This window comes from Paenibacillus sp. FSL R5-0928, from assembly GCF_037970385.1.
Taxonomy (GTDB): domain Bacteria; phylum Bacillota; class Bacilli; order Paenibacillales; family Paenibacillaceae; genus Paenibacillus_AQ; species Paenibacillus_AQ odorifer.
Genome location: NZ_CP150225.1, coordinates 1,796,812 through 1,822,591, shown reverse-complemented (window position 1 = coordinate 1,822,591; position 25,780 = coordinate 1,796,812). Strand labels below are relative to the sequence as shown.

Here is a 25,780-nt window from a genome sequence, read left to right as displayed (position 1 = left end):
CTGCTTCACAAGAAGATTTTAATATAGCGGTCCGAAATTCTGACAGGCTCTGTAATCTGCTCCTTCCAGATTCTCCGTCCCAAATAACGACCACACCCGTGGTCTGAAAATACGTGATTCCTCAACGTTATGCATACTTACTGGAATACGCAAAATCGACGCCAGCGTAATTAGATCCGCCCCGATATGGTCATAACTGATCGCCCCATGATTCGCGCCCCAATTATTCATGACATCATATACCGATTGGAATGAACCACTGTTAGTTAGCTTAGGAGCGAACCAGGTCGTCGGCCAGGTCGGATCTGTTCTTTGATCCAAAATATGATGAACCTCTTCAGGCAGCTCTACAGTGTAACCTTCAACAAGCTGAAGAACAGGTCCAAGCCCCTTCACCAGGTTCAAGCGAGCCATAGTAACCGGCATTCCGCCTTTGGTTAAATAATCGGTAGAGAAGCCGCCTCCCCGGAAATATTCTTGAGAAGCTGGCCGGAATTGTGTATTGCTTAGACAAGCCTCAGCCTCTTCGTCTGAAATCTCCCAAAACGGTTTGATTGCAGGCTTACCCTCTATCCTCTGCTCACCTGTGCCATCAAGCGCTGCCGAACCAGAGTTGATCAGATGCAGTATTCCGTGAGCTGCTTCTCCCTCCAATTGATGACCCGTCACTCGCTTAACGGCATCGGGACTCCAGAAGGTTCGGACATCAGCAAAAATTTGTGCTGTATTCGTAAGCAAATAATTGAACAACATCGTTACCCCATTCAGGCTGTCATTCTCTGTCGCTACGAGATAAGGTGCCCGTTTGCCGTTCCAGTCAAAAGAAGAATTCAACATCGTCTCCATGAAATCGCCGTTAGGGAAATGGTCCGTCCATTGTCTCTGGCCTTGGAAACCGCCAACAATTGCATTGTGGCCGTTAGCTTCCTCCTCAAAACCAAGCTCAGCGAGAACCGGATTGCCGATCATCAGGTCGCGGGCGATCAATGTCATTTTCACACAAGTCTCCCACTGCTTCTCTTTCTCTTCTGCACTGATTTGCAGATGCTGCGGATTATTATCAGCGCCAACTTGGCAGTTTTCTTTAGTCCAGGCAAGCGCCCGCTTAAATTCCTCTTTATCATAAATCTCTTCTTCAAAGCGCCGGACATATTCAGACATATCTATATATTCATTGCGCATGCCCAGATACTCTTGGAAAAATTGTTCATTCACAATGGAACCCGCAATCCCCATCGAAACAGAACCCATAGATAAATATGATTTCCCCTTCATTTGAGCAACTGCTAAGCCTGCTCTAGCAAACTGTAGCAATTTAGACTGCACATCCGCTGGAATCTCTTCACTGCTAGACTCTTGAACATCTTCACCATAGATACCAAACGCAGGAATTCCCTTTTGAGCATACGCAGAGAGAACAGCAGCTAGATACACAGCACCCGGCCGTTCCGTTCCGTTAAATCCCCACACGGCATGCGGAATGGATGAATCCATATCCATTGTCTCTGAGCCATAACACCAGCAAGGCGTCACGGTGATCGACACCCCTACGTTAGCCCCGGAGAATTTCTGAGCCGCCGCAGCAGCTTCTTTAACACCACCGATCGTAGAATCGGCGATGATGCACTCTACAGGACTCCCATTTGGATACCTTAAATTCGCTTCAATAAACTTAGCCACCCGCTGAGCCATGCCCATCGTTTGCTCTTCCAGTGATTCACGAACGCCTCTTCTTCTGCCATCAATGGTTGGGCGGATACCAATTTTCGGATAGTTTTCTATCAATGCCGTTCCTCCTCAAGATCATCTTAGAGTCATCGTTAATAGATCTATTTCTCCTTCATCATAAAATCTGCAAGCGCTTTAGTCAACACAAAACAACATATTACCTAAACAAAAGTGTGGTTTTATGTGATATAATTATTATATATTGTGGTTTTATGTGAATATGTAATTATTTTTAGATTTAAACAACAATGTAGTACACTAGAAAGCAGACGATTTATATATAAAGGTGAGTGAACGAATGAAAGCATTTGAACGACGGGATCTAATTATTAAAGAGCTTTACAGACAGAAGAAGGTCCATGTCGCAGAGCTAGCGCAAAAATTCAACGTCTCGGAAGAGACCATTCGGCGGGATCTAGATAAACTGGACAAAGAAGGTCTTGCCAAAAAAAATTATGGTGGAGCCATTCTCAACGCCCATACCAATGAAGATCCTTCCTATACCAGCAGGCATCAGGTCAATATTGAAGCGAAGCGAATCATAGCCGATAATGTACTGCAATTAATCAATGATGGAGACAGCTTGGTGACGGATACGAGCTCAACGGTGTTTGAAGCCTTGCGTAGAATTATTGAGGAGAAAAACAATCTGACAATTATTACGAACTCTCTGGTGGTATTATCTGAATTTCAACACTCCGGTCAAAAGCTGATTTCCACAGGTGGAATTTTAGGCCCCGAGACCAGCTCCTTTGTTGGAAATACCGCTTCACAGACAATTCGAAAATATAATGTGGATGTAGCCATATTCAGCTGTAAAGCATTGTCCATGACAGGCGGTCTAAGTGATTCAAATGAAGAAGAAAGCGAACTGAAGGTGCTTATGCAGCAGCAGGCGAATAAAGTGGTTCTGCTCGTAGATCACTCCAAATTTGACCGGACCGCGTTCATTAAGTTGTTCAGCTTTGATAGAGTGGATTATATCGTTACAGATCAGAAGCCTTCTGAGGAATGGATCGATTTCTTAAATAATTACCATGTATCTCTTATCTATGCGCCCGCTGAGTGATCAGTAGGTGCATAGATAAAGAGAGATAATGACTTTATAACTTAATTGTTTAAAAGACCACTTTCCAAAACGACCTTCAGCCATTCCCCAGCAATCAGATCATGCCCGGCAGTCGTCGGGTGAACGCCGTCCCACAGCCAATAGGCTGCCTCTGCTCTCTCTGCAGCTGCGTTGAAAGCATCCTGTAGAGGTACATAAACTGTATCAAATTGCTCAGACAGCTGCTTAACCACTCCCTGATAATGTGTAATCTTCGCTTCCCATTCTGTCCACTGTTCAGCTGGAGCTCCGGTATTTAAAATAAAAGGCTCACATAAAACCAGCTTCGTATGTGGCAGAACTTCACGTGTTTCTTCAAGTACGTGACGGTAAGCGCGTTCAAAACGGTCCGTAACTCCACTTGGTTCCCCTTTCATCATTCTCCAAATATCGTTTACCCCAATCAATATACTAATGATGTCAGGCTGCAAGCTAATTGCATCTTCATTCCAGCGTGCATATAAATCGGAGATTCGATCTCCACTCACTCCGCGGTTATAGAATACCAGATTTTCTTCTGCCCGCTCATTCCCTAGCTTGCCTCCGATGATATACGCATAGCTATGTCCAAGAATATGATTCGGGTCTTCATCACGACCTCGATTCCCATCCGTAATGGAGTCACCCTGAAATAAGATCACTTTTGATTTTTTAGTAGCTGGATTAGTCATTGAATCTTTCATCTCCTTGATTACTAGTATATTAATCATTCAACTTGAATGTCTCCTATAATACAAGTAAAGTTATCATATAGAATACAAGGAGGAAAGAGAAAAATGAAATATAGAAGACTAGGCAATTCAGGGCTCAAAATCAGTGAGATCGGACTAGGCAGTTGGCTTACATATGGAACCGCAGCAGAGCAAAAGGCAGCCGATGCTTGTATAAGCAAAGCTTTTGAATGCGGTATCAATTTCTTTGATACGGCTAATGCATATAACCGTGGCGAAGGCGAAAAAGCGATGGGTGCTGCTCTACGTTCCTATGAAAGATCATCTTATGTGCTAAGCACAAAGGTCTTTTTCCCCATGGGAGACGATGTTAATAACCGTGGCTTGTCCCGCAAGCACATTATGGAGCAATGCGAGGCCAGCCTCCGCCGCTTAGGCACTGATTATATTGATGTATATTATTGTCATCGCTTCGATACAGAGACCCCTGTAGAGGAGACTCTACGCGCACTGGATGATCTCACAGCTCAAGGCAAGATTCTCTACTCCGCTGTTAGCGAATGGAGCGCAGCCCAAATCTCTAATGCTGCTGGTATCAGCCGCAGACTGAATCTGCGTCCACTGATCTCCAATCAACCCATCTATAATATGTTCGAACGTTATATTGAAGACGAGGTCCTTGAAGTATCCCAGCGTGAGGGGTTGGGCCAAGTGGTCTTCTCTCCACTGGCGCAAGGAATTCTGACTGGCAAATATAAACCGGGACAACAACCTCCAGCAGGAACCCGTGCTGCGGATAATTCAGTTAATGGTGTAATCTCCAGCTACCTCCGTGATGATGTGTTGTCTGTGGTTGGACAGCTGGTTGAACTCGCTCACAGTTTAGACCTGAAGCTGTCGCAATTGGCATTGGCTTGGATCCTGCGCCAGCCTGGTGTAAGTTCAGCATTAATTGGTGCCAGTAAGCCAGAACAAGTTGCAGAAAACGCCAAAGCTGTAGATGCGGTACTCTCCGCTGATACTTTACAGCAGATCGAGGAGATTCTTAAGCCAGTAGCTGATTTTGCTCCTGCAAGATAACCTATTGCACACTTGCCATATAGTACACAAAAGAGGTTGTGCCAAAAGCCATCACCATGGCTTAGGCACATCCTCTTTTTCTTTAAGAAATCAATTTAGACTCTTCGGCTTGTTCAGAAGCCTTATGGATAAAAGGCTCCAGTGATTTCTTGAGGAGTAATGCCAGCAAGAGTGCCAGCACACCGAAGATAATCAGATAGATCACATCACGAATCGCCACTTCTGGCAGAATTCCCCCAACCGCCTCCCGCATCAGACTAATTGCATAGGTAAACGGCATATACGGATTTAATATTTGAAAAAAACGCCCTGTCGTACTAATCGGAAATGTACCGCCGGAGCTAGAGAATTGAAGCACCATGAACACGATCGCTATTCCTTTTCCCAGGTTGCCAAATACAGCGACAAGCGTAAATACAATGGTTACGAACACGATGCTGATTAACACTCCAAAAAGTACAAACCACACCTTATTCACCACATAACAGTGCAGAATAAAAATGTTGCCAAGGACAGCCACCAGCCCCTGAAGAATTCCCACCGTAAGGAAGGTCAGCAGGCGGCCAAAATACAATTGATATCTTTTGTACGTTAGCCCACCCGTATCCACACCTGTGCGGAGAAGGGAGACAAGCAGTGTGCCTCCGACCCATAAGGAAAGTACCACATAAAAAGGAGTCATTGCCGAGCCATAATTCGGAATGGGATATAACTTATTCTCTTTTAACACTACCGGATTGGCCAAAAAATCACTTTTGCTCTTAATATCTCCTCCGAGCAGTTGTGCAATCTCCCCCAGATCAATTTCCTCTTTAATTTGGCGGATCGTGGAAGCGGCTTTTCGAATCGAGTCTTCCAGTACTGGAAGATCATTTCTCACCAAATCTGCGGCAAGCGCCACTCCTTTATCCGCACGGGGGAGTCCTGTACGAATCAACTCCGAGACCTGATGAACCCGCTCTTCTACAGTAGGCAGATCCTGACGCACGAAGTTCGCAGCTTGCTGTATCTTTTCCCCTGCAGTAGGCAAGCTACTCTCCAATAGCGGAAGTGTATCTCGGATGAAGGCACCAAAGCCCTGGGTCTGATCGGCAACCCCACTGGCTGCTGTGTGGACCGCTTCGCGTATAGCTGGCAAATCCTGCTGCAGACTAGCTAAGCTTGTCTGCCCAAACTCAATCGCCGACACTGTCTCTTCCAGCAGGGTACCCAGCGCGGGTAAGCGATCTGGCACCTGCTGCAATGCGGTGGCTGTGACATCTGCCGCCGAAGTTATTTGCTCCAGTGTATTTTTTATGGCAGGGATTGTCGACGAATCATACCCTGAGATAAGCTTCGCAATCGCCAGCTTCCCAAGACCAGACTTTAGGAACAATTGGTTAATTGCACTGGAATCAGCGTTATCCTTATTCTGAACGTCAGCCGCCATAGCATTTACCAAGGACTTCTGACTGTTCAAAACACTGTCTACACCTTTCAATGCTGCAAGATCAGCAATAGACACTGTTTCAGGTGAAAATGTGTTCAATGCATTTAACATAGAAAGTGTGTGTTCAATCACGCTGCTTCCTGCAGCCAACTGTGCTGAGAGCACCTCCAGCTGCTCACGTACAGCTTGCGGCTCGTTATCCTCTCCCTTTAACTGTTCAGCAAGCTTGACCACTGAGTTCTCCGTTTGCTGTAGGAGATTAAGATTCTGTTTGATAGCTGCTGGAACAGCTTCAAATGCAGCACTGCTCTTCTCCAAAAATTGTTGAAGCTCCAGAACAAAATCATTTCCGGCAGTGGCAATCTTTTCTGCCTCAGGCAGCGCTGTTAAGGCAGCATTAACGATCTTATGCGCTTCCGTAAGACCTTGCGAGGCCTGAGCCATGATCTGTTCAACTTCACCATAATGGTTATCAAGTTGAACGATTAGCTGTGCCGCTTCTTCAATCTTGGGCAGCTTGTCCTGTAGCCCTCCTAAATGATCTAAGGCACTCGCGATTTGCGGCCAATGCTCAGCAATTTTCTCTAAAGCCTCACCCGCTTTTTCCACCTCTGGCAGCTTATTCTCCAATGTGGAAATACGCTCTGCTGAAGCATGAATCTGCGGCCAATTTTCCTGAATTTTCAATACACGTTTACCTGCGGTTTCAATTTCTGGCAGGCTCGCCTCTAATTTAAACAATCCTTTTTCTACCTTGCGTATAATGGGCAATTCAGATTGAAATTCCTTATCGATTTGACTTAAAACAGTAAATACCGTCTCACTAATCGTTTCCGTGAAATTCTCACTGATCTGTGTGGTGATTGAAGTGGCGCCCTTATCCGTGATTTTAGGAGCAATCGCATTTATTTTCTCATTGACGGTATATTCGATCTCTGGTTTCACAATCGTTCCTTCAAGAATTCCAGTCATTCGTTTGGAGAAATTAGCAGGGATAACAATACTGGCATAGTAGTCTCCGCGTTTGACACCATTATGTGCAGTCTCTGCATCTACAAAGGTCCAGCCCAGGTTTTTATTGCTCCGAAGACTTTCCATGACCTCATTCCCGATATTAAAATCCTTCTCCTGTACCTTAGTACCTTCATCTAAGCTGGTAACTGCAATTTTAATGCCAGAAGTATTGCTATAAGGATCCCATACTGACGCAACGTTCACCCAATCATACACGGAGGGCAATACCACCAAAGCGGCAACCAGCAATACGGCCACAGGAACTCTGAATAAGTTACGCCAATCGTTCCTATAAATCCGTAGTATTCCGCCCATTCGCTGCTCCCCCTAATCTGCATGTTTTGATATTTTAATATGCCCGAGGAGATAAGCTTTTACTATTCATTTTAGGGAACTCGTGACTTCTCATTGCTTTTTTTAAAAAAAACTTTTAAAAAAATGCAACAAAAACTGCTCATTTCACGTAAAGAGTAATATATAACCCGTTTAAGAAAAAACGGAGCGGGTAATAAGTTTTATACAACGTCTTACATATCTCAAGGGGGAGATTAATAATGTTTAAGAAAAAGTCAGCGTATGTGTTACCGGTTGTTGTTCTGTTGTTTCTTTCCCTCATTACTTCTGCAAGTACCGTTGGAACACGGGTAGATGCGCAAGATAGTGACAAGACCCAGCATCAAACAGTTTACTTTCATACTATTGAATCCGACCATGGCAAGCTCTCCGGTACGACCGATGAAATAAACTGGTATCAGGGTGCTGATGCCGATCGAATCTTTGCTGAAAGAGATCCAGAAGCTGCAGCAGAAATCGGCGGAGCTCCAGACAGTTATTATATTGTAAATGATGTTGATACTCTAACAACTTATCCGATAGCGGATAACGCCACAGTGACGATGCAAATTTTTGATCACACTGGCAACATGGAAGACTTGGATATCAACTGGAATGAGTCCATCACCTTACAGCAATTTATGGATCAATTTAATAATACGGATGTCATCGACTTGAGCCAGTTCCCGTATCACATCACCATTCAGGACGGCGTAATTACTTCGATCGTTCAACAATATATACCTTAAGGTGCAACATAAGAAAGAGGGTTACTCAGCAGCCATCTACATGGCTTATGAGTAACCCTCTTTTTTATATACTCAACGAATTATTGTTTAGCAGCATCCTTAACGGGAACCCCAAAATTCGGCGTACCATCTTCATTCCAATGGAAGACTTGAGCACGAGTATGACGGTTCGGATCATACAACGGATCGCCAGTAATTTCTTTATAATTGCGGCAGTGGTAGATGAGTACATCTTCCCCATTTTCATTTACAGTAAAACTGTTATGACCTGGACCATATTGTCCATTCTCTTCGTGGGTCTGGAATACCGGTTCCGGCAGTTTGGTCCATGAAGCGGCGTCCAGCAGATCGCTGTCTTCATCCGCAACCAAAAGTCCCATGCAGTAATTGAAATCCGTAGCGCTAGCCGAGAAGCTGATAAAGATACGGCCGTTACGTTTAAGCACTGCAGCTCCTTCGTTTACCTTGTACCCAATAATTTCCCAGTCATATTCAGGAGTAGCAATCATCGTCTGAGGACCCGTTAGCGTCCATGGATTACTCATTTCAGAAATATACAGATTAGAATTCCCCTCAATATTCAGGTCCTTCTGTGCCCATACATAATACAATTTTCCTTTGTGCTGGAAGGTGGTTGCATCCAAAGCGAAGGATTCCCAAGCGGTTTTCACCTGGCCTTTTTCTACCCATGTTCCTTCTAAAGGATTGGCAGATTCATTCTCAAGAGCAAACATACGGTGATCGAATAATCCATCCTTCGTCTCCGTAGTACGCGCCGCTGCGAAATAAATGTACCATTTCCCGTCAATATAATGGAGCTCTGGTGCCCAAATGTTTGCACTAAGCGGACCCGTCTCATATTTACGCCAAGCTACAGCCGGTTCTGCAGCAGCCAATCCCTCGATTGTTGTTGCTCTCCGCACTTCGATCCGGTCGTATTCTGGGACAGAAGCAATAAAGTAGTAATAACCATCTGTATGTTTATATACCCATGGATCAGCACGCTGCTCCACCAATGGATTTTTATATTCTACACTCGTATTCATAATCTCTCTCCTCTATTTAAACTTTAACAATACAGAACCATGCTGTGGAAGAGTTTGAGAAATACCTTCGTTAACTACTTCCAAATCGCGGCTCTGCCATAGATCACGTATAGTACTAGGAATTGAAACATTAAGCTGCTCGAATGATACCTGAAGCGTTAATGTTTCATCGCTAAGATTAAACAAAGCTACATAATGGTTACCTTGTTCATCCTCAGATGTCCAGATCGCATGCTCCTCATTTAGCGCTACCTGTCTGCCGCCTTTACCATAACGATGCAGATGAAGCACTTCCTTATTGGTCAATAAAGATAATGTCCAATCATCATTGTCCCGAAGTTCTCCTCCAAACATTAACGGGGAGCGGAAAATACTCCACAGTGTCATCATGGTGACCTGCTCGTCATGAGTAAACCGCGTGAACCGGTCTCCCCCGCCATCTACAGAACGAATGCCCAGATGACCTAACGGCAGCATGTCACAATCCGGCCAATGGCCCGGCTGAACATAAGGAGCCCATTTCTCACAGCGCTCAAACATCCCGCGCAGCAGATGCCAATGATCCCAGTAATCATCGGTCATTCTCCAAAGGTTAGCGTGTCCGGCTAAGTGTTCAGCCTCTTCCACTGGAGCAGGTCCAGGCGAAAGACTGAGCACCATCTCGCGACCACTGCGGTCAATAGCCTTACGGATCATAGCAACTTCTTCTTTGTGGTATCCATAAATGCGAGAAGCGGCAATATCATCCACTTTCACATAATCCACGCCCCAACTGGCATACAACTGGAACAGCGAGTCATAATACGCCTGACTGCCTTCTTTTGAAGCATCAACTCCATACATGTCCGTATTCCATGGACAAATAGAATTTGGGTGAGCCACATCGCGTGCGGTTTGCTCAGATCCTAGTATGGCACTGGCCGCATGAGCAGCCTGACGCGGAATTCCGCGCATAATGTGTATACCGAATTTCAAACCCAATCCATGCACATATTCAGCGAGTGGCGCAAACCCTTTGCCTCCCGCTGCGGAAGGAAACCGATTCTCAGCAGGTTGAAGTCTGGAGTACTCATCCATAACCAGCGGTACAAAGTTGCGATACTGCGAAGAATTCGCTCCAGGCTCATACCACTGAATATCCACAACTACATATTCCCAACCAAAGTCCTTCAAATGGGTAGCCATATATTCTGCGTTGCCTCTTACTTCTTCTTCATTTACACTGGCTCCGTAACAGTCCCAACTATTCCAGCCCATCGGGGGCGTAGCAGCTAGCAAATTTTGTTTGATGATTTTCACGTCCTTTTCAAAAACTTAGTATTCACTCCCAGCGAGGTGCCGAGGGATAAGGGCAAGTAGAGTCCTGTAATCTTGTTCTCACCTCTACGAGGCAGCCACAATAACGGCAAGTGCTACCAAATTGCAGGCCAGAGCAATCTCGGCAATGTTCAATACGCTGCAAATATTGCTCCTCCGGCGCTAAGGGTCTTTCTCTAGTGGCTATTTCTATTAAACGCTCCAGTTTTTCTGGGCTTATTCTCATGTTCTCATCACAGCTTTTGCAGCGACGGTTTTTTTCTTGATTCTCTGACATGATATTATTCCAGAGTCAAGACTACTACAGAAGCAGGTGGAAGCTCACAGCTCAGCTTTTCACCCGATAAAGATGCACCCTCAAAAGCTACTGGAGTAACTGTATCCGGTGCCTCAAACGTATTGTGCGCACCCAGCACGGAATGCGTTAAGATCTGACCTGTCACTTTGCTAAAGGTAACCTCTTCAATACCAATACTTAGCGATGCGCTGTCATTATGGCTCAAGTTACAGAGAGAAACATATACTTTGCCATTCGTATCGCGAGAAGCAGAAACGCTAATCTGTGGAATTGTTAGATCCCCAAACGTATAATCAGGGCTCTCAACAGTTACTTCAAGCAGTTCATTATCCTGATGCTCTTTGTACATTTCAAATACATGATAGGTAGGCGTTAGAATCATCTTGTCGCCCTCCGTCAGGATAAGAGCCTGCAGTACATTGACCACTTGAGCCAAATTCGCCATTTGCACACGACTGCTATGCTTTTGGAAAATATTCAGCGTTACCCCTGCTACCAATTTATCTCTGAGTGTATTCTGCTGATACAGGAACCCCGGATTCGTACCAGGTTCATTTAAGAACCAGGTTCCCCACTCATCTATAATCATTCCAACCCGCTTATCCGGATCATATTTATCCATTAACGCTGAATGTTTGGTAATCAGTTCATCCATATGCAAGGTTTTTTGCATAGTCTCAAACCATTCGGCTTCGTCAAAACCTAAAGCGTAACGTTTCTCTTCCCAGCTTCCAGGAATCGTATACGAATGAAGACTGAGACCATCCATAAACCGTCCAGCTTCGCGCATTAGCACTTCTGTCCAATTATAATCATCAACGTTGGCGCCACCAGCGATTCTATAGATCTGATTTTCACCATAATTACGCACATATGTCTGGTAACGTCTGTACAAATCTGCATAATATTCTGGACGCATATTGCCGCCGCAGCCCCAGTTCTCATTACCTACACCAAAATACTTCAACTTCCACGGCTCTTCACGCCCATTTTCACGACGCCAGTCCGCCATCGGTGATTCGCCTTCAAAGGTCATATATTCAACCCACTCCGACATCTCCTGAACAGTGCCACTGCCAACATTCCCGCAGATATATGGTTCACAATCCAGCAACTCACATAATTCAAAAAATTCATGCGTCCCAAAATGATTATTCTCGACGACACCGCCCCAGTGCGTATTCACCATCCGCTTACGGGTTTCTTTTGGACCGACGCCATCCTTCCAATGATACTCATCGGCAAAACAGCCCCCCGGCCAACGAAGGACAGGAATATTAACTTTTTTGAGTGCTGCTAGGATGTCGTTGCGAAAGCCCTTGGTGTTCGGAATCGGCGAATCTTCCCCCACATAGATCCCATCATAGATACATCTGCCCAAATGCTCGGCAAAATGACCATATAGATACTTGCTAATCTTATTAATTCCTTTACCTGCATGTAGCTTGATAGTAGTCATCTATTCTCTTCTCCATTCTTTTGCTTACCCCAGATGGAAATTCCATTTTCATTTAATCCAGTAAATACAAGGGTCTGAGTTTCTTTCTCCCAATCCCATGACGGAAGCAATTGCACCTTCTCTATCCGGCCTTTACCCTCGACAACATCATTCCATACCAAGGTCAGAACTCTGCGTCCATCAAAAGACCAGCTTCCCTTTCCATTCGCACCTTCCAGCTTAAAGTCAGAGGATAGACTTATGAGGGCAGACTGAATCTGGCCATCCACTGAGGGGTCCATTACAATCCATTCCCACTGTCCTGCGATTAGCTGTTCTGGAATATCCTGTTCCACTTCACCCGCATACCGTTCTGGAGATACAACAGGCCAACCATACTCTGTCCACAGAATTCGACGAACCTGTAAATAGGACCAATGTTTATCGATTTCACCACGTGCATGATGAACTATATAATAGCTGCCATCCTCATGAAGAACTGAGTTATGGCCGGGAGCAATCCAACCTGGATCTTGTCCAAAGCGATAGCCACCCAGTATTTTATTGCCGACCTCATATCGGGGTTGATGCGCACTATCAGTCATATCTCGTCCGTTATAATCCACATATGGGCCGGTAATAGTATCTGCACGAGCGACACGAACGTTATAATCCTCAAACAGGGAGTCATAGGAGACGAACAAATAGTATTTTTTGAATTGCTCGTTATACACTATGTACGGTCCTTCAACTGCTCCATCTTTAATGGTGTTATCCCGTTTAGCGATCAGCGTACCAAAACCTTCTTGCTTCGGTTTGCCCGTTTCCGCATTCAGCTCAATGATATGAATTCCACCAAAAAAAGAACCATACACCATCCACATCCGTCCATCTGCATCCGTAAGCACATTTGCATCAATCGCATTCAGTGAATCTTCAGCACGCGTCTGAATCACCACACCTTCATCGGTCCAAGGTCCCTCAATAGAAGATGAAGTTTGAAGTCCGATTAGCGATTGTCTACTTCCAAAAGATGAGGCCGAGTAATACATTCGATACTGATCACCGTATTTCACCACATCGGGTGCCCATAAATTAGTAGCCCCTGCCCATTCCTTCGCAACTCGGGGAATTCCCGGCAGCGCATAATGAACCCATTCCCAATGGATAAGATCCTGTGATTTTCGAACCATTACGCCTGGTCGTAATTCTCCTCCGACTCTTATGTCGGTAGAAAAAACATAGTAACCCTCATCTGTTTTAATAATGCCTGGATCATGTGTGTTGTGAAGCGTCCATAAAGACTCAATATCAATCACTGATAGATCATACATTGGCATGTTCCCTGGGGAACTTGGAAAGACAAGATCTGTTGTTTTTTTTACCATTAAATTATCACCTCAGAAATAGCAACAGATTGAGCAGCAATAAATATTAAATTTAAAATGAAAAAATATGTATTCGCTTACAATATAAAATAACATATATAAAAAGCCTTGTAAATATATTTCTATAAACCTTTTCATATTTATATGAAATTAAACTCGAAATAAATGAATTATGGCGAAATAATCGTCTTTTTCTTTAGTTTAATCCTTTGTTTGTTTAAATTTTACTAAATTAAAAGAAAATCATGCCAAAAATCCCTCTTATATTTGACCATTCTACAAAATAAGGAAGTATACTTTATTTATATGCCTTATTAGTTTATAATTTTATAAAATAGTATAATTTATGACGTAATCGGAAGAAGGTATTGATAAAATGATCTATATTAAAGATTTAATGAGTGGATTAGAAATTTTCAAGGCACTAAGCTCAGAAATCAGAATCCTCATTTTAGAGCTCCTTGCCACCAATCAAGCCTTGAACCTGAATGAAATTGCCAAAAAACTGAACCTCAGCAACGGCGCCATTACCATGCATATTAAAAAGTTAGAAGAAAGCGGTCTCATTGAGATAAACACATCAGTGGGCAAACACGGTATTCAAAAGGTCTGCTATTTAAATAAGGACAAGCTTATTGTTGACCTTCGCAGCAAGGATGTTGATAATCTTTACGAAGTAGAAATTCAAGTAGGTCATTACAGCAACTATCAGGCTGTTCCAACTTGTGGATTGGCTACCAAAGATAGCATCATCGGGGATTTCGACGAGCCGCGTTATTTTGCAGATCCGCAGCGAATTGAATCCGAAATTATTTGGATGGCTGAAGGGTTCCTCGAATATAGAATTCCAAACTACCTTAAAGCCAACCAAACGTTCCGCGAAATTCAGTTCTCGATGGAGATCGGCTCTGAAGCTCCTGGGTCTAACGATAACTATCCGTCCGACCTTTATTTCTATTTAAATGGAATTGAAATCGGATTCTGGACTAGCCCTGGCGATTTCGGAGATACCCGGGGAACGTTTAACCCCGATTGGTGGCCTCCGCACCTAAACCAATACGGCATGCTGAAGCTGATCCGTATCAATAATGAAGGCAGCTTCATTGATGGCTGTCGGATTTCTGATGTGACCCTTGATGATATTCAATTGGATTACAAAAGTGAACTCACATTCCGTATCGCAGTAACCGACAAGCCTACAAACAAACGTGGACTCACGATTTACGGAAAACATTTCGGCAATTATAGCCAGGACCTACTGGCACGTGTGTTGTATGATGTACATGAAGTTGGAGAGGGCCTCCCTCGTAACGCTGTTATAATAGCAGAGTAACCAACCCTAATCTAAATAAAAAGACCCTAAATTCAGCTAACGCTGATTTAGGGTCTTTTTGAGCTTCGTATATTTTTTCGATATTGAACCATAATAACTTTGTCTCCCAAACCACCGAGAAGGAGTGTTTCGAATGCGTGAAGGTCTAATTCCCGCTGTTCTTGGAACCGTCGTAACCGCTTCTAGCGCCGCTTTTCTTGGAAGCAAGTATAAGATGGCAGCAACAGGCGTACTTGGATTTGGTCTGGCTCATGTCGTATTGGGTGCCATTGATCTGTTTGAGCATCGGTAAGGATTGGAAGATGCCGGGTGGTATAAACACTGCCCGGTTTATTTTGTATTTATTATGTTGGCGCAATTACAAGCTGCTCCAACGAATGAAGTCATAAAAACAGCGATTCTCCTGATATCGGAGAATCGCTGTTTATGTTTGGGTCGCTGGCTGGTTACTCCAACCTTGTCCCCATCATCTCACATGTATCTCACGTGGCTTACGTATCTCACGTGGCTCACGGACCCAGTGAAGCTAGAATAAAAAGTGGACAGTAGTTAACAGACTGGCGATAATGAGTCCACGGAGGTGTGTTCACATGGGAGAACATCGACAACGGTATAACGAAGAATTTAAAAAACAGACAGTGCAGTTCATTCAAGAGCAAACAAAGACAGTGGGCGACTTGGCGGAAGAGCTCAACATCCCAAAAAGTACCCTGCATCAATGGATGAGCCAGTATCGAGAACTAAAGAATGAACCGGCAGCTAGCGTGGATCGAGTACGGGAACTCGAGGCACAGTTGAAAGAAATGAGCCGTCAACTTCAAGAAAAAGATAACAAGATTGCTGATGTGGAAGAGGAATTAGCGATCGTAAAAAAAGCAGTGCACATCTTCAGCAAACCAAGGAACTGAGATTCCAGTTTATTGAAAAACATCGCTCCGAGTTTCTCTTGGAGAAGATGTGCATGACCCTACATGTGTCACGGAGCGGGTACTACAAGTGGCGGACAGAAAAAAACAGTACGCATATGCTTCGTAAGGCTGCGATAATGAAGCGAATTCAGTATCATTTTGCCGACCATCAAAAGCGGTATGGGAGTCCGAAGATCACCCGCCTGTTACATCAAGAAGGTTATACCGTTACCGAACGCACGGTGAGTGTGTACATGCGACATATGAAGCTTCGCTCCATTGTCTCCAAAACGTATCGCGTACAGACCACTGACTCCAATCATGACCATCCGATTGCCCCGAATACGCTGAACCAGCAATTTAAAATACTCAAACCCAATTCAGTATGGGTTACCGACATTACGTACATTCCTTGCCGGGGAGGGCGCTTGTACCTGGCTAGTGTGATGGACCTTTGCACGCGTGAAATCGTGGGGTGGCGCTTGGAGAACCATATGGAAACTAGCTTAATTTCGGGCGCCTTACAAGATGCTTACGAAGCTAAACAACCGGAAAAGGGTCTATTACATCACTCCGATAGAGGTTCTCAATATACTTCTCATGAATACACGAAGCAGTTGAAAGCGTATGGCATGGAGTCCAGCATGAGCCGCAGAGGTAACTGTTATGATAACGCCTGTATCGAGTCGTGGCACAGCATTTTGAAAAAGGAGCTCATTTATTGTAATCCACGATTCAAAACTAAGGAGCAAGCCTACCAGACACTTTTTCAATATATTGAGTTTTACTATAACCGCAAGCGAATGCATGGCGCGCTGGGGTATCTTTCTCCAGTTCGTTTTGCTGAGCAATTGACTAGAATGTCTGTTGCGTGACTGTCCACTTTCTTGACAGAGGTCCACAGATGACGTTATTTGCATATTTTTAGCCCTTGGAGCATGTTTTCGGACTCCAGTGACGCTATCCCTTGGAAAATGACCAATATTGGACGTTTTTCAAGCCAATAGCTGCACTGGAGTCCGATAGCACCCAATATATTGGAAAATGCTGCGTATAAGGTCCGCTGGGTCCGATAGCTACTACTAATACGTATATCTGATGGTAGTTGTGCATGCATGTTGTTGGATAGTGAAAACCTACACGCATCCGTAAAGGGCGATGCATGAGCATTCGAGAGCGAGAACCTACACGCTTCCGCAAAGCGGCAGTATATGAGCTTTCGAGAGCGAGAACCCACACGCTCACGCCAGCGGTAATGCATGAGCATTCGATAGCGGAAACACACTTGTTTCCGGCAGCGTCAACCTAGGTGCTTCCAACAGCAGCATTCCACTCGCTTCCCCCAGCAATCAGCTAAGGTCAAAAAAGGGGCTGTCCCAGCAGCTATTTTCATAGCTTATGGGACAGCCCCTCTTAGCATTTTGAATATTTATTTTATAGCTACATAAAATAATCGTTCAGCATCATCTTCTGCCTCTACCCACTCGAAATCGGCATAGATCTTCACATCACTAAACCCAGCCTTAAGCAGCTCTTCCTTCATCCAGTTAGGATCGTAGGCACGCTGAATATGGGTCTCTTCGAATCGGCGATAGCGATCGCTGTGTCCGTCTTCACGGGCAAAAATGGACAGATGATGTTCAATTTCGCGGCGTGGAACATCCATCTCACAAGTCCAAATATAAGACACAGATGGCTCGTCCAGAATAAAGGGCTGTTCTTCTTCATAACGAATTAGTGTGTTTGGATGATGCACATCGAACAGAAAGGTTCCGCCTTGCTTTAACCCTGCATAGGTACTGGCAAAAACAGCGCTGATGTCATCCTCTTCCAACACATAATTCAGACAATCACAAAAGGAAATCACAGAATCCACCAGCTCCGGAAGCTCCCATTCCTTCATGTTTTGTCTAATCCAACGAACACTGCCTTCACGCAAAAAGCGCCGTCCCTGGGGATGCTCCTCCATTTTGCGCTGTGCCACTGAGAGCATGTCAGAAGATAAATCGATTCCGGTCATATGATATCCTGAACCCGCCAAAGGAATTGTAATACTCCCTGTACCACAGCCAAGCTCGGCTACAGTTAACGGCTTGCCGTATTTACTCCATGCGGCTTCAGCAAAGGATATCCAATCTGGATACGGCATATCTGCCATAAGCTCATCGTATACATAAGCAAATTTCCCATAGGAAGACACAATTACACCGCTTTCTATAACAACATTTTATAAATTACGTCTATTGAATCGTAAGCTTAATCCGTCGTTTCTTCTTGCCCTTCGGTTGTTCCTTCTTCATTATCCTTAGCAACAAGATAAGTCCAATTCTCTTTTTGAGTAATATGGCCTTCCTTCATCAGCTTCCCAAGTGCACGCTTGAAGGCGGATTTACTGATTCCGAACCGTTGTTTGATAATATCTGGCGGCGTAGCATCCGAATAAGGCATCGCTCCACCTGGACGAGCATTTAAGAACTCCAAAAGTGCGGCAGAATCTACATCCATCCCCACTTCTTTACGGAGACCCATAGAAAGGTTAACACGTCCATCCTCACGGATATGAGAGACACGTGCTTCAAACTGCTCACCAAGACGCAGCAGACGGCTCCGCTCAGATGAATGGACCATACCGATAATCCCAAAGCCTAGAACACCCGCATCCACAAGTACAAAAGTACCCATTTGCAGCGGCTTATACACTCGGGCTGTTACAGTCTGTCCCATCCAAGATTCAGGTGCAGGCAGAGCTAGTGGAGCAAGCTCCTGTTCTCCGGCCAGCTTGGCACGCAGACGCCCCTGTTTATCATGCTCCATGATCGCAAACACATAGTCTCCAACCTGCGGACGCAGCTCTGGAAGTTCTGGAAGCTCACGAATAGGCAGCAGCAGCTGGCGTCCAAGGCCCATTTCCAAAAAGCAGCCCAGACGCGGATGAATATCAGCCACTTCCAATAACGCCATCTCGCCCAGCGTCAGAAATGGTTTTTTCATCGTTGCCGCAAGACGGTCCTCGGTATCAAAGAAAATGAAAACTTCAACTTTATCGCCTGCTTTTACCTTCTCTGTCAGCTCCGTATAATGCAGCATAACATCTTGGTCTCCAGCATTTAAAAAGAATCCGTATGGGGAAACTTCCCGCTCTACATGAAGTCTAACCGTAGTTCCTGCAATCAGGCTCATACAGTCTCCACAACCTTGGCATCGGACCACAGACGCTCGATATTGTAATATTCACGCTCATCGCGGTGGAATATATGAACGATAACATCGCCAAGATCCATCAGCACCCAGCGTGCTGAATCCATGCCTTCAATCCCTTTGATGACTCCGCCTGCTTCATGAACTACTTTACGGACTTCGGTAGCGATCGCCTGTACCTGAATATCCGAGTTACCGTGACATACGATAAAGTAATCACTGATTGGTGAAACATTACGTAGATCTAGTGCCACGACGTTCATTGCTTTTTTATCTTCAACAGCCTTAAGGGCCAGTTCTAACAGCTTGCTTGGTTGTACACTCATATTTTATCCTCCAATATTCTAACTAAATCATTACGCGCCAGTACCGTTAAGGGGAAAATCACCCGGCGTTTCTCCAGTAACAAACTAATCGTAGAATCGAACCCAGCGACTAATCCTTCTTCCAAACTTACTTGTGCCTTCTCGCGTATCTTATCAACCCCGGGAAAATCACGCCCAGGCTCGATGTAGTCAGCTAGGCAGACGATTTTTTCAAGTAAACTCATGTCTTCACGGCCTGAGGTATGGAAACGAATCGCATTGATAATATCAGGATCCGTAATCCCATAGTCTTTCTCAGCTACAAAGGCGCCTACTTCCGAATGCCACATCTGCTTGTCATACACCAGAAGATCCAAATTCAATTGATTTTGTTCAATGATCTCCTTCATTCGCTCAACCGGCCAATACTTGGCCACATCATGCAGAATCGCTGCTGTCTCTGCACGTTCAGGGTCAGCACCATATTGCTTCGCCAGTTGAATAGATGTCTCCATCACGCCGAGTGTATGCTTCCAGCGCTTATCAGGCATCTGTGTGGAGACCGCCTCAATCAGCGCTTCGCGGCCGTATGCCATACAATCCACTCCTTTGAACATAATCGAACACTGCCTCTGGAACCATATAACGAATAGATTTACCTGCTGCCGCCCGTTCTCTTAACATCGTTGACGAAATATCAACCAGTGGCATATCTGCAAGCAATACCTTTTTTGCTATAAAGTCTGGCAATGCATCTAGATCAAGAGGTGTTCCCGGACGACCCACACCAATAAATGTAAGCCGCTGCACCAGTTCTTCAATCTCGTTCCATTTCGGCAAATACTGGACCATATCCGCTCCAATTATGAAATAAAGATCGAAATGCGGATACTCCTCTTGCAGACGTCTTATGGTCTCATAGGTATAGGAGACGCCACCTCTGACAACTTCCCAATCTAATGTGCAAAAAGCTTCGTGATTCTTCACCGCTTCCTGCACCATTGCTAGCCGGTCTTCTCCAGATACACCTGCCTCATGTTTATGAGGCGGGATATGTGAAGGCATAAACCATACCTCTTGCAGACCATAAGTATCTCTTGCGGCTTCCGCTGCCATCATATGACCGATATGAAGAGGATCAAAGGTACCTCCCATAATTCCAACTTTCAAGAGGACGACCTCCTCGGTAAGGTATACTTACAGCTATTAACGCGGCAGCTCAATGGTTTTGTTATCACGTGATTCTTTGTATAGAACGACAGTCTTACCGATCACTTGCACAAGCTCAGAACCCGATTGTTCAGCCAGAGCAGCACCGATTTCCTTGGGATTCTCAATATTATTGCTCAGTATACTAATCTTCATAAGCTCGCGCTTCTCAATAGCTTCTTCAATATGGCGTACGAGGTGATCGTTTACTCCACCTTTGCCCACTTGAAAAATAGGATCGAGATGGTGCGCCAATGAACGAAGATACCGTGTTTGTTTACCAGTTAACATAAATGAATAACTCCTTAATTAACATATATTATTACCTATTATTACCCTAACTTAATGAATCCATTTCTTACTCATTTCCACCCAAACAATCCAGAATGGTCTGCCGCATGATTTCTGTAGGAGCAGGCTGCCCTGTCCAATACTCCAGAGCATAAGCTCCCTGATAGACAAACATACCAAGGCCTCCATGAATCGTGCAGCCCCGTTCGAGTCCTTCCAACAATAGCCGCGTGCGCAGCGGATTATAAATCAGATCGCTTACGACCATTCCTTCACGAAGCAGTCCAGGATCTATCGGTGTCTCATCCATATGAGGATACATACCTACGGAGGTAGTATTGATCAGCACGTCTACACCACTTAGCTTTTCTGCTACTTCGTTCATGCTAATCCCGATGACATTCCCTTTGCTCCGGCACTGTGTCGCCAAGTCCTCTGCCTTCTCAGCGCTGCGATTAGCAATAATGATTGAAGAAGGTTTCTCTTGAAGTAGTGCGGCAACAATTCCTCTTGCTGCTCCACCGGCCCCGATAACCATAATCTTCGCACCAGACAAATCAGAAATAGCTTCCGCTTTGAGCGAACGCACATAACCGATTCCATCCGTATTATATCCGGTGAGCACTCCGTTATCATTAACAATCGTATTGACTGCACCAACGGCTACTGCACTCTCATCTAATACATCCAAATACTCCATCACCGCAACCTTATGCGGAATCGTCACATTCACTCCACGGAAACCAAGCGTACGGATCGCTTGCACCGCATCGCCCAGCTTCTCCGGGTGGATATGAAGCGGTACATAAGCACCCGGAATTCCCAGCGCTCGCAGCGCTGCTTCATGCATAATTGGAGATTTGGATTGTATAATAGGATCTCCCATTACACCGAGTAGAATATTACCGCTATTGTAGCCTTCGACTGCTGTTGTAGACAATAGATTATCCTCCCTCGTTAAATCATCGAAGGGCGGGTAAGCACCTTCACCCCACGCGGAACGTGAATGGCCACAACTGCACCTTCAGTTCCATTAACCTTAATCCAGCCCAGACCCGAAATGTACAGATCGGTTCGGCTGCCCCGATTAATCCGGAACTCATGCCGCTGCCAAGGTGGCAGCTTGTCCATCCGGTCACTTCCCGGTGGAGACAGCATTTCACCGCGATGATCCTGATAGAGGGAATCTGCGCGTTCCAGCTTCGTGCGATGGATTTTTAAAGTACCACTAATAAAGCAAGTGAAGGATTGATGCGGGCCTTGTACGAAATCAAAACGTCCCAATCCACCGAAGAAAAGAGTCTGTCCTTCGTTCAACTGATAGACTGTTGGCTTCAAAGGATTGGCAGGCATAACTGCATCCAGATCCTGACGCTCTACTAATTCACTATAACGCCAAGGATACACAATCCCTGGAGTATCTATAATGTAGTGGCCATCATCCAATGGAATTTTGACCGTATCGAGTGTTGTGCCAGGGTAACGTGAAGTCGTTAACTCCTGCTCCAAATCGCTATAGTCCGAAATCAGACGATTAATAAGTGTGGATTTGCCCACATTGGTAGCACCCACGACATATACGTCACGTTGGCCGCGCAACTCCGTTACGGCTTCCAGCAAACGGTCAAAACCTTGATTGCGTTTCGCACTGCAAAGTACGATTTCAGCCGTCCGCAAGCCTTCCTCTTTACAGCGCTGCTGCATCCAGTTACGCAACTTGTTCCAGTTTGTAACTTTCGGCAGCAAGTCACATTTATTCACTGCAAGAATAACAGGGTTATTGCCAACAAAGCGCTGCAGGCCGGAAATCAGACTGCCTTCAAAATCGAAGATATCGACAATATGAATAACAAGCGCATTCTTCTCTCCTACTCCACTCAGCAGGCGAAGAAATTCATCCTGATTCACCGAAACAGATGAAGCCTCATTATAATTTTTAATCCGGAAACAGCGTTGGCAAATCACCGGGTCCCGTTCAAGTGCAACCTCCGGAAGGTATCCTGGTTGATCCTTATGCTCCGTCTGAAGCTTGATGCCGCAACCGCTGCACTTCTCAGGACGCTGTGTTTCGCTTTGTTCGTTCATTACTATTTTTCCTCCTCGTGCCACAATCCTTTTTTGCGAAGCCGTGTCAGAGCAACCCGCTCTACCCGGCGATTAAACCTTGTGCCGAACCCCTCATCCTTGACGGAGATTGGCAGTACCAAAACAGTATACAGGCCAAGGCGATTGCCGCCGTATACATCTGTAAGCATTTGATCTCCCACCACAATCGTTTGTTCAGGTGGCAGCTCCATCTGCTTCATCGCTTTGAGAAAAGGAGCATTACTCGGTTTACGAGCCTGGTGCACAAATTCAATATTAAGCGGTGTTGCAAAGCGTGACACCCGTTCCATGTTATTGTTAGATACGATGATGAGCTTAAAGCCCAGTTCCTTCACATTTTCGAACCATAACAACAGCTCCGGAGTAGCCACAGGCGCTTTGGCACCGACCAGTGTGTTATCCAGATCCGTGATGATTCCGCGATATCCCTGTCTATACAGCTCGTCCAGAGCAATATCGAATACCGTATTCACCCGGAGTTTGGGAACTAACATTTCAAACAATACGTTCACCTCGATTTCATACAAAAAACTATAACATACTCCTTGCGCATCGCAAATAAATCTGTATCTATGCTTTCACGCAAAGTGTTATTTCTTGGATCTCATTTTTCTCCGCACCCACAAAGCTTCAGTATACACGCTCTGCCAGTCTTTGTCTTCAATAACCTCAGGGCTATATTTCGCCTTTTCGAACATTGCTAGTAGTGAGGATAGATGATCAGCCACTGCCGGACGTTCTCCACTCCAGCGATCTACGGCTTCACGCAAAGTTTCGTGCTCTTCTTTTAGCATTCCCTTGCGGTGCAAATACCTTACCCAACGCTCAGTTTCCGCCACTACTTTCTGATCTGGCGTTAAAGGCCGGCCATTGCGCAGCTGCTGCATGAAGAAGCGAAGCTTAAAGCGTCTATGCCAAACTATAAAAATCGTCCAGGACAGCAACACCGCTACAGCTGCCACAACAACCCAAAGACCTACATGAAACCCTTGATCTTCTTGTGCGTTATTCACAGGCGCTGGTGTAGGTTCTGCCTGTTCTTCTTGATCTTCTGACTCGACCTCAGGGGTTTGCTCATTCTGAGTTAAAAGCGGAATATTAAATCCAGGTGTAGCTTCAACTGGAATCCAACCATAATCACCAAAGTAAACCTCAGCCCAAGAGTGGGAATCCGCATTGGTAATTGTATAATTATTATTCACTGTGCCTGATTGCTGTTGTGCCGGATTCATTGGGATTTCTGGCTGTTCCCCAGGTGCGTACCCCTTAACCCATCGTGCAGGGATGTTCAGAGAGCGCGCCATAGTAACCAGTGCCGTAGAATAATAATCACAGTAACCTTCCTTTAACTCAAACAAAAACCCTTCTACAAAATCGTTGCTTGTGACACGTGATATATCTGGATTATTGGTATATGGAAAGGTTTGTTGTAAGTATTGTTGCAAAAGCGCTGTTTTTTCATACGGCGTTTTTCCTTCAGCCGTGATTTCCTCAGCCAGCTCCCTGACTCTTTTAGGAAAATCGTTAGGCAGTTGAAGAAACATTTTCTCCAAATCGTTCCCTTTATATAGCTCCTCATACGTCTTTGTTGTCAATTCTTGAACAGGAATTACAGGAACCTCAGACGTCACCTCAAAGGTAGACGGATAAGCGAGTTTCTTCCCATCCACATCCCAGATCAGCTCGCTGTCCCGGCTTCTCCAGGAGAGTCCATTTCCAGCTTTTTCCCCATTTAAAGAATCCACCGAAGATACTGAATAAGTGCCAAACAGCACAGGAAATTCATTATTATTAAGCACGGTTACTGTTTGTTTCAGTGTTCGTGTATTCACTTTAGAACCCACACTGCTCTCTAAAGATTCACCTACATCCACCGCTTCTAGAGGTCCCCGATTTAACCGATCTCTATCGACCCAGCCTCTTCCGGAATATAATCTGCGCGTTTCTCCCCGCATATAAATACGCAAATCAGAAACCACTGTCATCACCGGTGTATAATCGAAGGTAAAGCCGCCGCCTAGTTGATCATCATTCAGACTGTAACCTGACGAAGTATTGTTAGTAGGGGAGACAGAACCCATCTCAGATTTCGTGGTCCCAACTGTGCCCTTCCCAGAAGACTTCCCAATCCCATTCCATTCTTGCCAAGCGGTATAAGGATCGGTTAGGGTAGGCCTTACCCCAGGCATATTCACTCCAATTAGGATGACCAAAGAGAAGACGATGGCAATATTAATGACAATTTTCGTGGGATATTTCAGCAGATGCACCCAACCACGCGGATAATGTAGCTGGAAGCTTCTCAGATGATGGCTGACCAGCCAGCCCATCCCCGCAAATACCGTCCAGGCTACTTCCTGCCACAAAACGATAGATGTAAAGGAATCCAAGGCAGCAAAAGCCACTATGTTCATTCCTATAAACCATAAAATACGTCTTTTTGAGGATGCCCACCAAGACGACAACAGCAGCAGGGCTGAGGCCCCGAGAGCAAACCAGATATAGGGCACCATATGAACTGCAATATCCTGCAGTCTGTCCGGGAGGGTTGTTGCCCAAGGATCAGCGACGTATATACCATAATTGATAAGTATACGATAAACGATATAAATAATAGCTGCCGCTTCAATAAAGAGCCTTATCTGAACTTTTACAGGAATTATGATTTCAATCACGGTGATCGTTATTAATGCAGCCCACACAACAGCAGTTGTCTGTCTTAACCAGATAGGCTCCGTATAAGAGACCCACTGGTGGGCTATAATCAAAAGCCACAATAGACCTAAAGAACGGTGCCAGGAGAATTTCATCTGATTCCACCAGTTTCTCAT

The 25,780-nt window shown here is 45.1% G+C and carries 25 protein-coding genes; 7 read left to right on the top strand and 18 right to left on the bottom strand.

The features are described from left to right. Positions 1-18 precede the first annotated feature (18 nt). Complete coding sequence (locus tag MKZ16_RS07875) at positions 19-1,785, bottom strand: L-fucose isomerase (protein WP_036675680.1); 1,767 nt, start codon at positions 1,783-1,785, stop codon at positions 19-21. 241 nt (positions 1,786-2,026) lie between these two features. On the opposite strand from MKZ16_RS07875, the gene MKZ16_RS07870 reads away from it, so the two are divergent. Further along, positions 2,027-2,797: a DeoR/GlpR family DNA-binding transcription regulator gene (locus MKZ16_RS07870; protein WP_036675683.1), complete on the top strand. Its 771-nt coding sequence runs from the start codon at positions 2,027-2,029 to the stop codon at positions 2,795-2,797. Between the two features lie 41 nt (positions 2,798-2,838). On the opposite strand, the gene MKZ16_RS07865 is transcribed toward MKZ16_RS07870, so the two are convergent. After that, positions 2,839-3,546: an SGNH/GDSL hydrolase family protein gene (locus MKZ16_RS07865; protein ID WP_051490864.1), complete on the bottom strand. Its 708-nt coding sequence runs from the start codon at positions 3,544-3,546 to the stop codon at positions 2,839-2,841. Positions 3,547-3,612: 66 nt separating this feature from the next. Between MKZ16_RS07865 and MKZ16_RS07860 the strand changes: the two genes are divergently transcribed. Beyond that, positions 3,613-4,587: an aldo/keto reductase family protein gene (locus tag MKZ16_RS07860; protein WP_036675684.1), complete on the top strand. Its 975-nt coding sequence runs from the start codon at positions 3,613-3,615 to the stop codon at positions 4,585-4,587. Between the two features lie 82 nt (positions 4,588-4,669). Here the strand turns inward: MKZ16_RS07860 and MKZ16_RS07855 are convergent, their stop codons facing one another. After that, positions 4,670-7,345, bottom strand: coding sequence for a YhgE/Pip domain-containing protein (locus tag MKZ16_RS07855; protein WP_076106146.1), 2,676 nt, complete (start codon positions 7,343-7,345; stop codon positions 4,670-4,672). 263 nt (positions 7,346-7,608) lie between these two features. Between MKZ16_RS07855 and MKZ16_RS07850 the strand changes: the two genes are divergently transcribed. Next, positions 7,609-8,112: a hypothetical protein gene (locus MKZ16_RS07850; RefSeq protein ID WP_339815541.1), complete on the top strand. Its 504-nt coding sequence runs from the start codon at positions 7,609-7,611 to the stop codon at positions 8,110-8,112. Between the two features lie 80 nt (positions 8,113-8,192). Here MKZ16_RS07850 and MKZ16_RS07845 read toward each other — a convergent pair whose 3' ends face one another. The 5 genes from MKZ16_RS07845 to MKZ16_RS07825 are packed head-to-tail and all read right to left on the bottom strand — an operon-like array spanning position 8,193 to position 13,599. Next, positions 8,193-9,158, bottom strand: a complete 966-nt coding sequence (locus tag MKZ16_RS07845; protein ID WP_036675689.1) for a family 43 glycosylhydrolase — start codon at positions 9,156-9,158, stop codon at positions 8,193-8,195. Between the two features lie 12 nt (positions 9,159-9,170). Next, on the bottom strand, positions 9,171-10,448 hold the full coding sequence (locus MKZ16_RS07840; protein WP_076106163.1) for a glycoside hydrolase family 27 protein: 1,278 nt from the start codon (positions 10,446-10,448) through the stop codon (positions 9,171-9,173). Between the two features lie 31 nt (positions 10,449-10,479). Next, positions 10,480-10,752, bottom strand: a complete 273-nt coding sequence (locus MKZ16_RS07835; RefSeq protein WP_076106144.1) for a DUF6171 family protein — start codon at positions 10,750-10,752, stop codon at positions 10,480-10,482. Positions 10,753-10,756: 4 nt separating this feature from the next. Next, positions 10,757-12,232 carry an alpha-N-arabinofuranosidase gene (locus MKZ16_RS07830; RefSeq protein WP_076106142.1) on the bottom strand — a complete coding sequence of 492 codons (1,476 nt, stop codon included), beginning with the start codon at positions 12,230-12,232 and terminating at the stop codon, positions 10,757-10,759. Next, positions 12,229-13,599 (bottom strand): arabinan endo-1,5-alpha-L-arabinosidase, encoded by a 1,371-nt coding sequence (locus MKZ16_RS07825; RefSeq protein WP_076106139.1) that lies wholly within the window; start codon positions 13,597-13,599, stop codon positions 12,229-12,231. The genes MKZ16_RS07830 and MKZ16_RS07825 overlap by 4 nt, the downstream gene beginning before the upstream one ends. A 376-nt stretch (positions 13,600-13,975) precedes the next feature. Here MKZ16_RS07825 and MKZ16_RS07820 point away from each other — a divergent pair, with 376 nt between their 5' ends. The 4 genes from MKZ16_RS07820 to MKZ16_RS07805 all read left to right on the top strand — a co-directional run bounded on the left by MKZ16_RS07820 (position 13,976) and on the right by MKZ16_RS07805 (position 16,715). Next, positions 13,976-14,932, top strand: coding sequence for a winged helix-turn-helix transcriptional regulator (locus MKZ16_RS07820; protein ID WP_036675692.1), 957 nt, complete (start codon positions 13,976-13,978; stop codon positions 14,930-14,932). 133 nt (positions 14,933-15,065) lie between these two features. Beyond that, complete coding sequence (locus tag MKZ16_RS07815) at positions 15,066-15,224, top strand: hypothetical protein (protein WP_036675694.1); 159 nt, start codon at positions 15,066-15,068, stop codon at positions 15,222-15,224. 298 nt (positions 15,225-15,522) lie between these two features. Further along, positions 15,523-15,840, top strand: a complete 318-nt coding sequence (locus MKZ16_RS07810) for a transposase (RefSeq protein WP_036683594.1) — start codon at positions 15,523-15,525, stop codon at positions 15,838-15,840. Continuing rightward, positions 15,789-16,715: an IS3 family transposase gene (locus tag MKZ16_RS07805; protein WP_143760599.1), complete on the top strand. Its 927-nt coding sequence runs from the start codon at positions 15,789-15,791 to the stop codon at positions 16,713-16,715. The genes MKZ16_RS07810 and MKZ16_RS07805 overlap by 52 nt, the downstream gene beginning before the upstream one ends. 554 nt (positions 16,716-17,269) lie before the next feature. On the opposite strand, the gene MKZ16_RS07800 is transcribed toward MKZ16_RS07805, so the two are convergent. From MKZ16_RS07800 to MKZ16_RS07755, 10 genes are all read right to left on the bottom strand, one after another. Beyond that, the gene (locus MKZ16_RS07800; RefSeq protein ID WP_038569469.1) at positions 17,270-18,040 is read right to left on the bottom strand and encodes a class I SAM-dependent methyltransferase; all 771 of its coding nucleotides are present in this window, start codon (positions 18,038-18,040) and stop codon (positions 17,270-17,272) included. A gap of 56 nt (positions 18,041-18,096) precedes the next feature. Continuing rightward, positions 18,097-19,020: a S1-like domain-containing RNA-binding protein gene (locus MKZ16_RS07795; protein WP_076104716.1), complete on the bottom strand. Its 924-nt coding sequence runs from the start codon at positions 19,018-19,020 to the stop codon at positions 18,097-18,099. Then, positions 19,017-19,364 carry a ribosome silencing factor gene (gene rsfS / locus MKZ16_RS07790; RefSeq protein WP_036675699.1) on the bottom strand — a complete coding sequence of 116 codons (348 nt, stop codon included), beginning with the start codon at positions 19,362-19,364 and terminating at the stop codon, positions 19,017-19,019. Before rsfS ends, MKZ16_RS07795 begins: the two co-directional genes overlap by 4 nt. Next, positions 19,361-19,939 carry a bis(5'-nucleosyl)-tetraphosphatase (symmetrical) YqeK gene (gene yqeK, locus MKZ16_RS07785; RefSeq protein ID WP_036675700.1) on the bottom strand — a complete coding sequence of 193 codons (579 nt, stop codon included), beginning with the start codon at positions 19,937-19,939 and terminating at the stop codon, positions 19,361-19,363. The genes rsfS and yqeK overlap by 4 nt, the downstream gene beginning before the upstream one ends. After that, entirely contained in the window at positions 19,911-20,513 is a 603-nt protein-coding gene (locus tag MKZ16_RS07780) for a nicotinate-nucleotide adenylyltransferase (RefSeq protein ID WP_036675702.1), read from the bottom strand. The genes yqeK and MKZ16_RS07780 overlap by 29 nt, the downstream gene beginning before the upstream one ends. A gap of 36 nt (positions 20,514-20,549) precedes the next feature. Then, positions 20,550-20,843 (bottom strand): ribosome assembly RNA-binding protein YhbY, encoded by a 294-nt coding sequence (gene yhbY, locus MKZ16_RS07775; RefSeq protein ID WP_036675703.1) that lies wholly within the window; start codon positions 20,841-20,843, stop codon positions 20,550-20,552. A 67-nt stretch (positions 20,844-20,910) separates the two neighbouring features. After that, positions 20,911-21,783: a shikimate dehydrogenase gene (gene aroE / locus MKZ16_RS07770; RefSeq protein WP_076104717.1), complete on the bottom strand. Its 873-nt coding sequence runs from the start codon at positions 21,781-21,783 to the stop codon at positions 20,911-20,913. Between the two features lie 17 nt (positions 21,784-21,800). Next, entirely contained in the window at positions 21,801-22,928 is a 1,128-nt protein-coding gene (yqeH, locus tag MKZ16_RS07765) for a ribosome biogenesis GTPase YqeH (protein ID WP_076104718.1), read from the bottom strand. A gap of 2 nt (positions 22,929-22,930) precedes the next feature. After that, a complete protein-coding gene (locus MKZ16_RS07760; RefSeq protein ID WP_076104762.1) occupies positions 22,931-23,452 on the bottom strand; it encodes a YqeG family HAD IIIA-type phosphatase in 522 nt (173 codons plus the stop codon). A gap of 87 nt (positions 23,453-23,539) precedes the next feature. Next, the gene (locus MKZ16_RS07755) at positions 23,540-25,780 is read right to left on the bottom strand and encodes a transglutaminase domain-containing protein (RefSeq protein WP_076104719.1); all 2,241 of its coding nucleotides are present in this window, start codon (positions 25,778-25,780) and stop codon (positions 23,540-23,542) included.

Bases quoted from the DNA above. Each gene is read 5' to 3' on its own strand.
- MKZ16_RS07860 (WP_036675684.1), top strand. From the start codon at position 3,613: ATGAAATATAGAAGACTAGGCAATTCAGGGCTCAAAATCAGTGAGATC.
- MKZ16_RS07795 (WP_076104716.1), bottom strand. From the start codon at position 19,020: ATGAGCCTGATTGCAGGAACTACGGTTAGACTTCATGTAGAGCGGGAA.
- MKZ16_RS07755 (WP_076104719.1), bottom strand. From the start codon at position 25,780: ATGAGAAACTGGTGGAATCAGATGAAATTCTCCTGGCACCGTTCTTTA.
- MKZ16_RS07865 (WP_051490864.1), bottom strand. From the start codon at position 3,546: ATGATTAATATACTAGTAATCAAGGAGATGAAAGATTCAATGACTAAT.
- MKZ16_RS07845 (WP_036675689.1), bottom strand. From the start codon at position 9,158: ATGAATACGAGTGTAGAATATAAAAATCCATTGGTGGAGCAGCGTGCT.
- MKZ16_RS07815 (WP_036675694.1), top strand. From the start codon at position 15,066: ATGCGTGAAGGTCTAATTCCCGCTGTTCTTGGAACCGTCGTAACCGCT.
- yqeH (WP_076104718.1), bottom strand. From the start codon at position 22,928: ATGAACGAACAAAGCGAAACACAGCGTCCTGAGAAGTGCAGCGGTTGC.
- MKZ16_RS07870 (WP_036675683.1), top strand. From the start codon at position 2,027: ATGAAAGCATTTGAACGACGGGATCTAATTATTAAAGAGCTTTACAGA.
- yqeK (WP_036675700.1), bottom strand. From the start codon at position 19,939: ATGGCATACGGCCGCGAAGCGCTGATTGAGGCGGTCTCCACACAGATG.
- MKZ16_RS07835 (WP_076106144.1), bottom strand. From the start codon at position 10,752: ATGTCAGAGAATCAAGAAAAAAACCGTCGCTGCAAAAGCTGTGATGAG.
- MKZ16_RS07825 (WP_076106139.1), bottom strand. From the start codon at position 13,599: ATGGTAAAAAAAACAACAGATCTTGTCTTTCCAAGTTCCCCAGGGAAC.
- MKZ16_RS07830 (WP_076106142.1), bottom strand. From the start codon at position 12,232: ATGACTACTATCAAGCTACATGCAGGTAAAGGAATTAATAAGATTAGC.
- MKZ16_RS07855 (WP_076106146.1), bottom strand. From the start codon at position 7,345: ATGGGCGGAATACTACGGATTTATAGGAACGATTGGCGTAACTTATTC.
- yhbY (WP_036675703.1), bottom strand. From the start codon at position 20,843: ATGTTAACTGGTAAACAAACACGGTATCTTCGTTCATTGGCGCACCAT.
- rsfS (WP_036675699.1), bottom strand. From the start codon at position 19,364: ATGAGTGTACAACCAAGCAAGCTGTTAGAACTGGCCCTTAAGGCTGTT.
- MKZ16_RS07820 (WP_036675692.1), top strand. From the start codon at position 13,976: ATGATCTATATTAAAGATTTAATGAGTGGATTAGAAATTTTCAAGGCA.
- MKZ16_RS07810 (WP_036683594.1), top strand. From the start codon at position 15,523: ATGGGAGAACATCGACAACGGTATAACGAAGAATTTAAAAAACAGACA.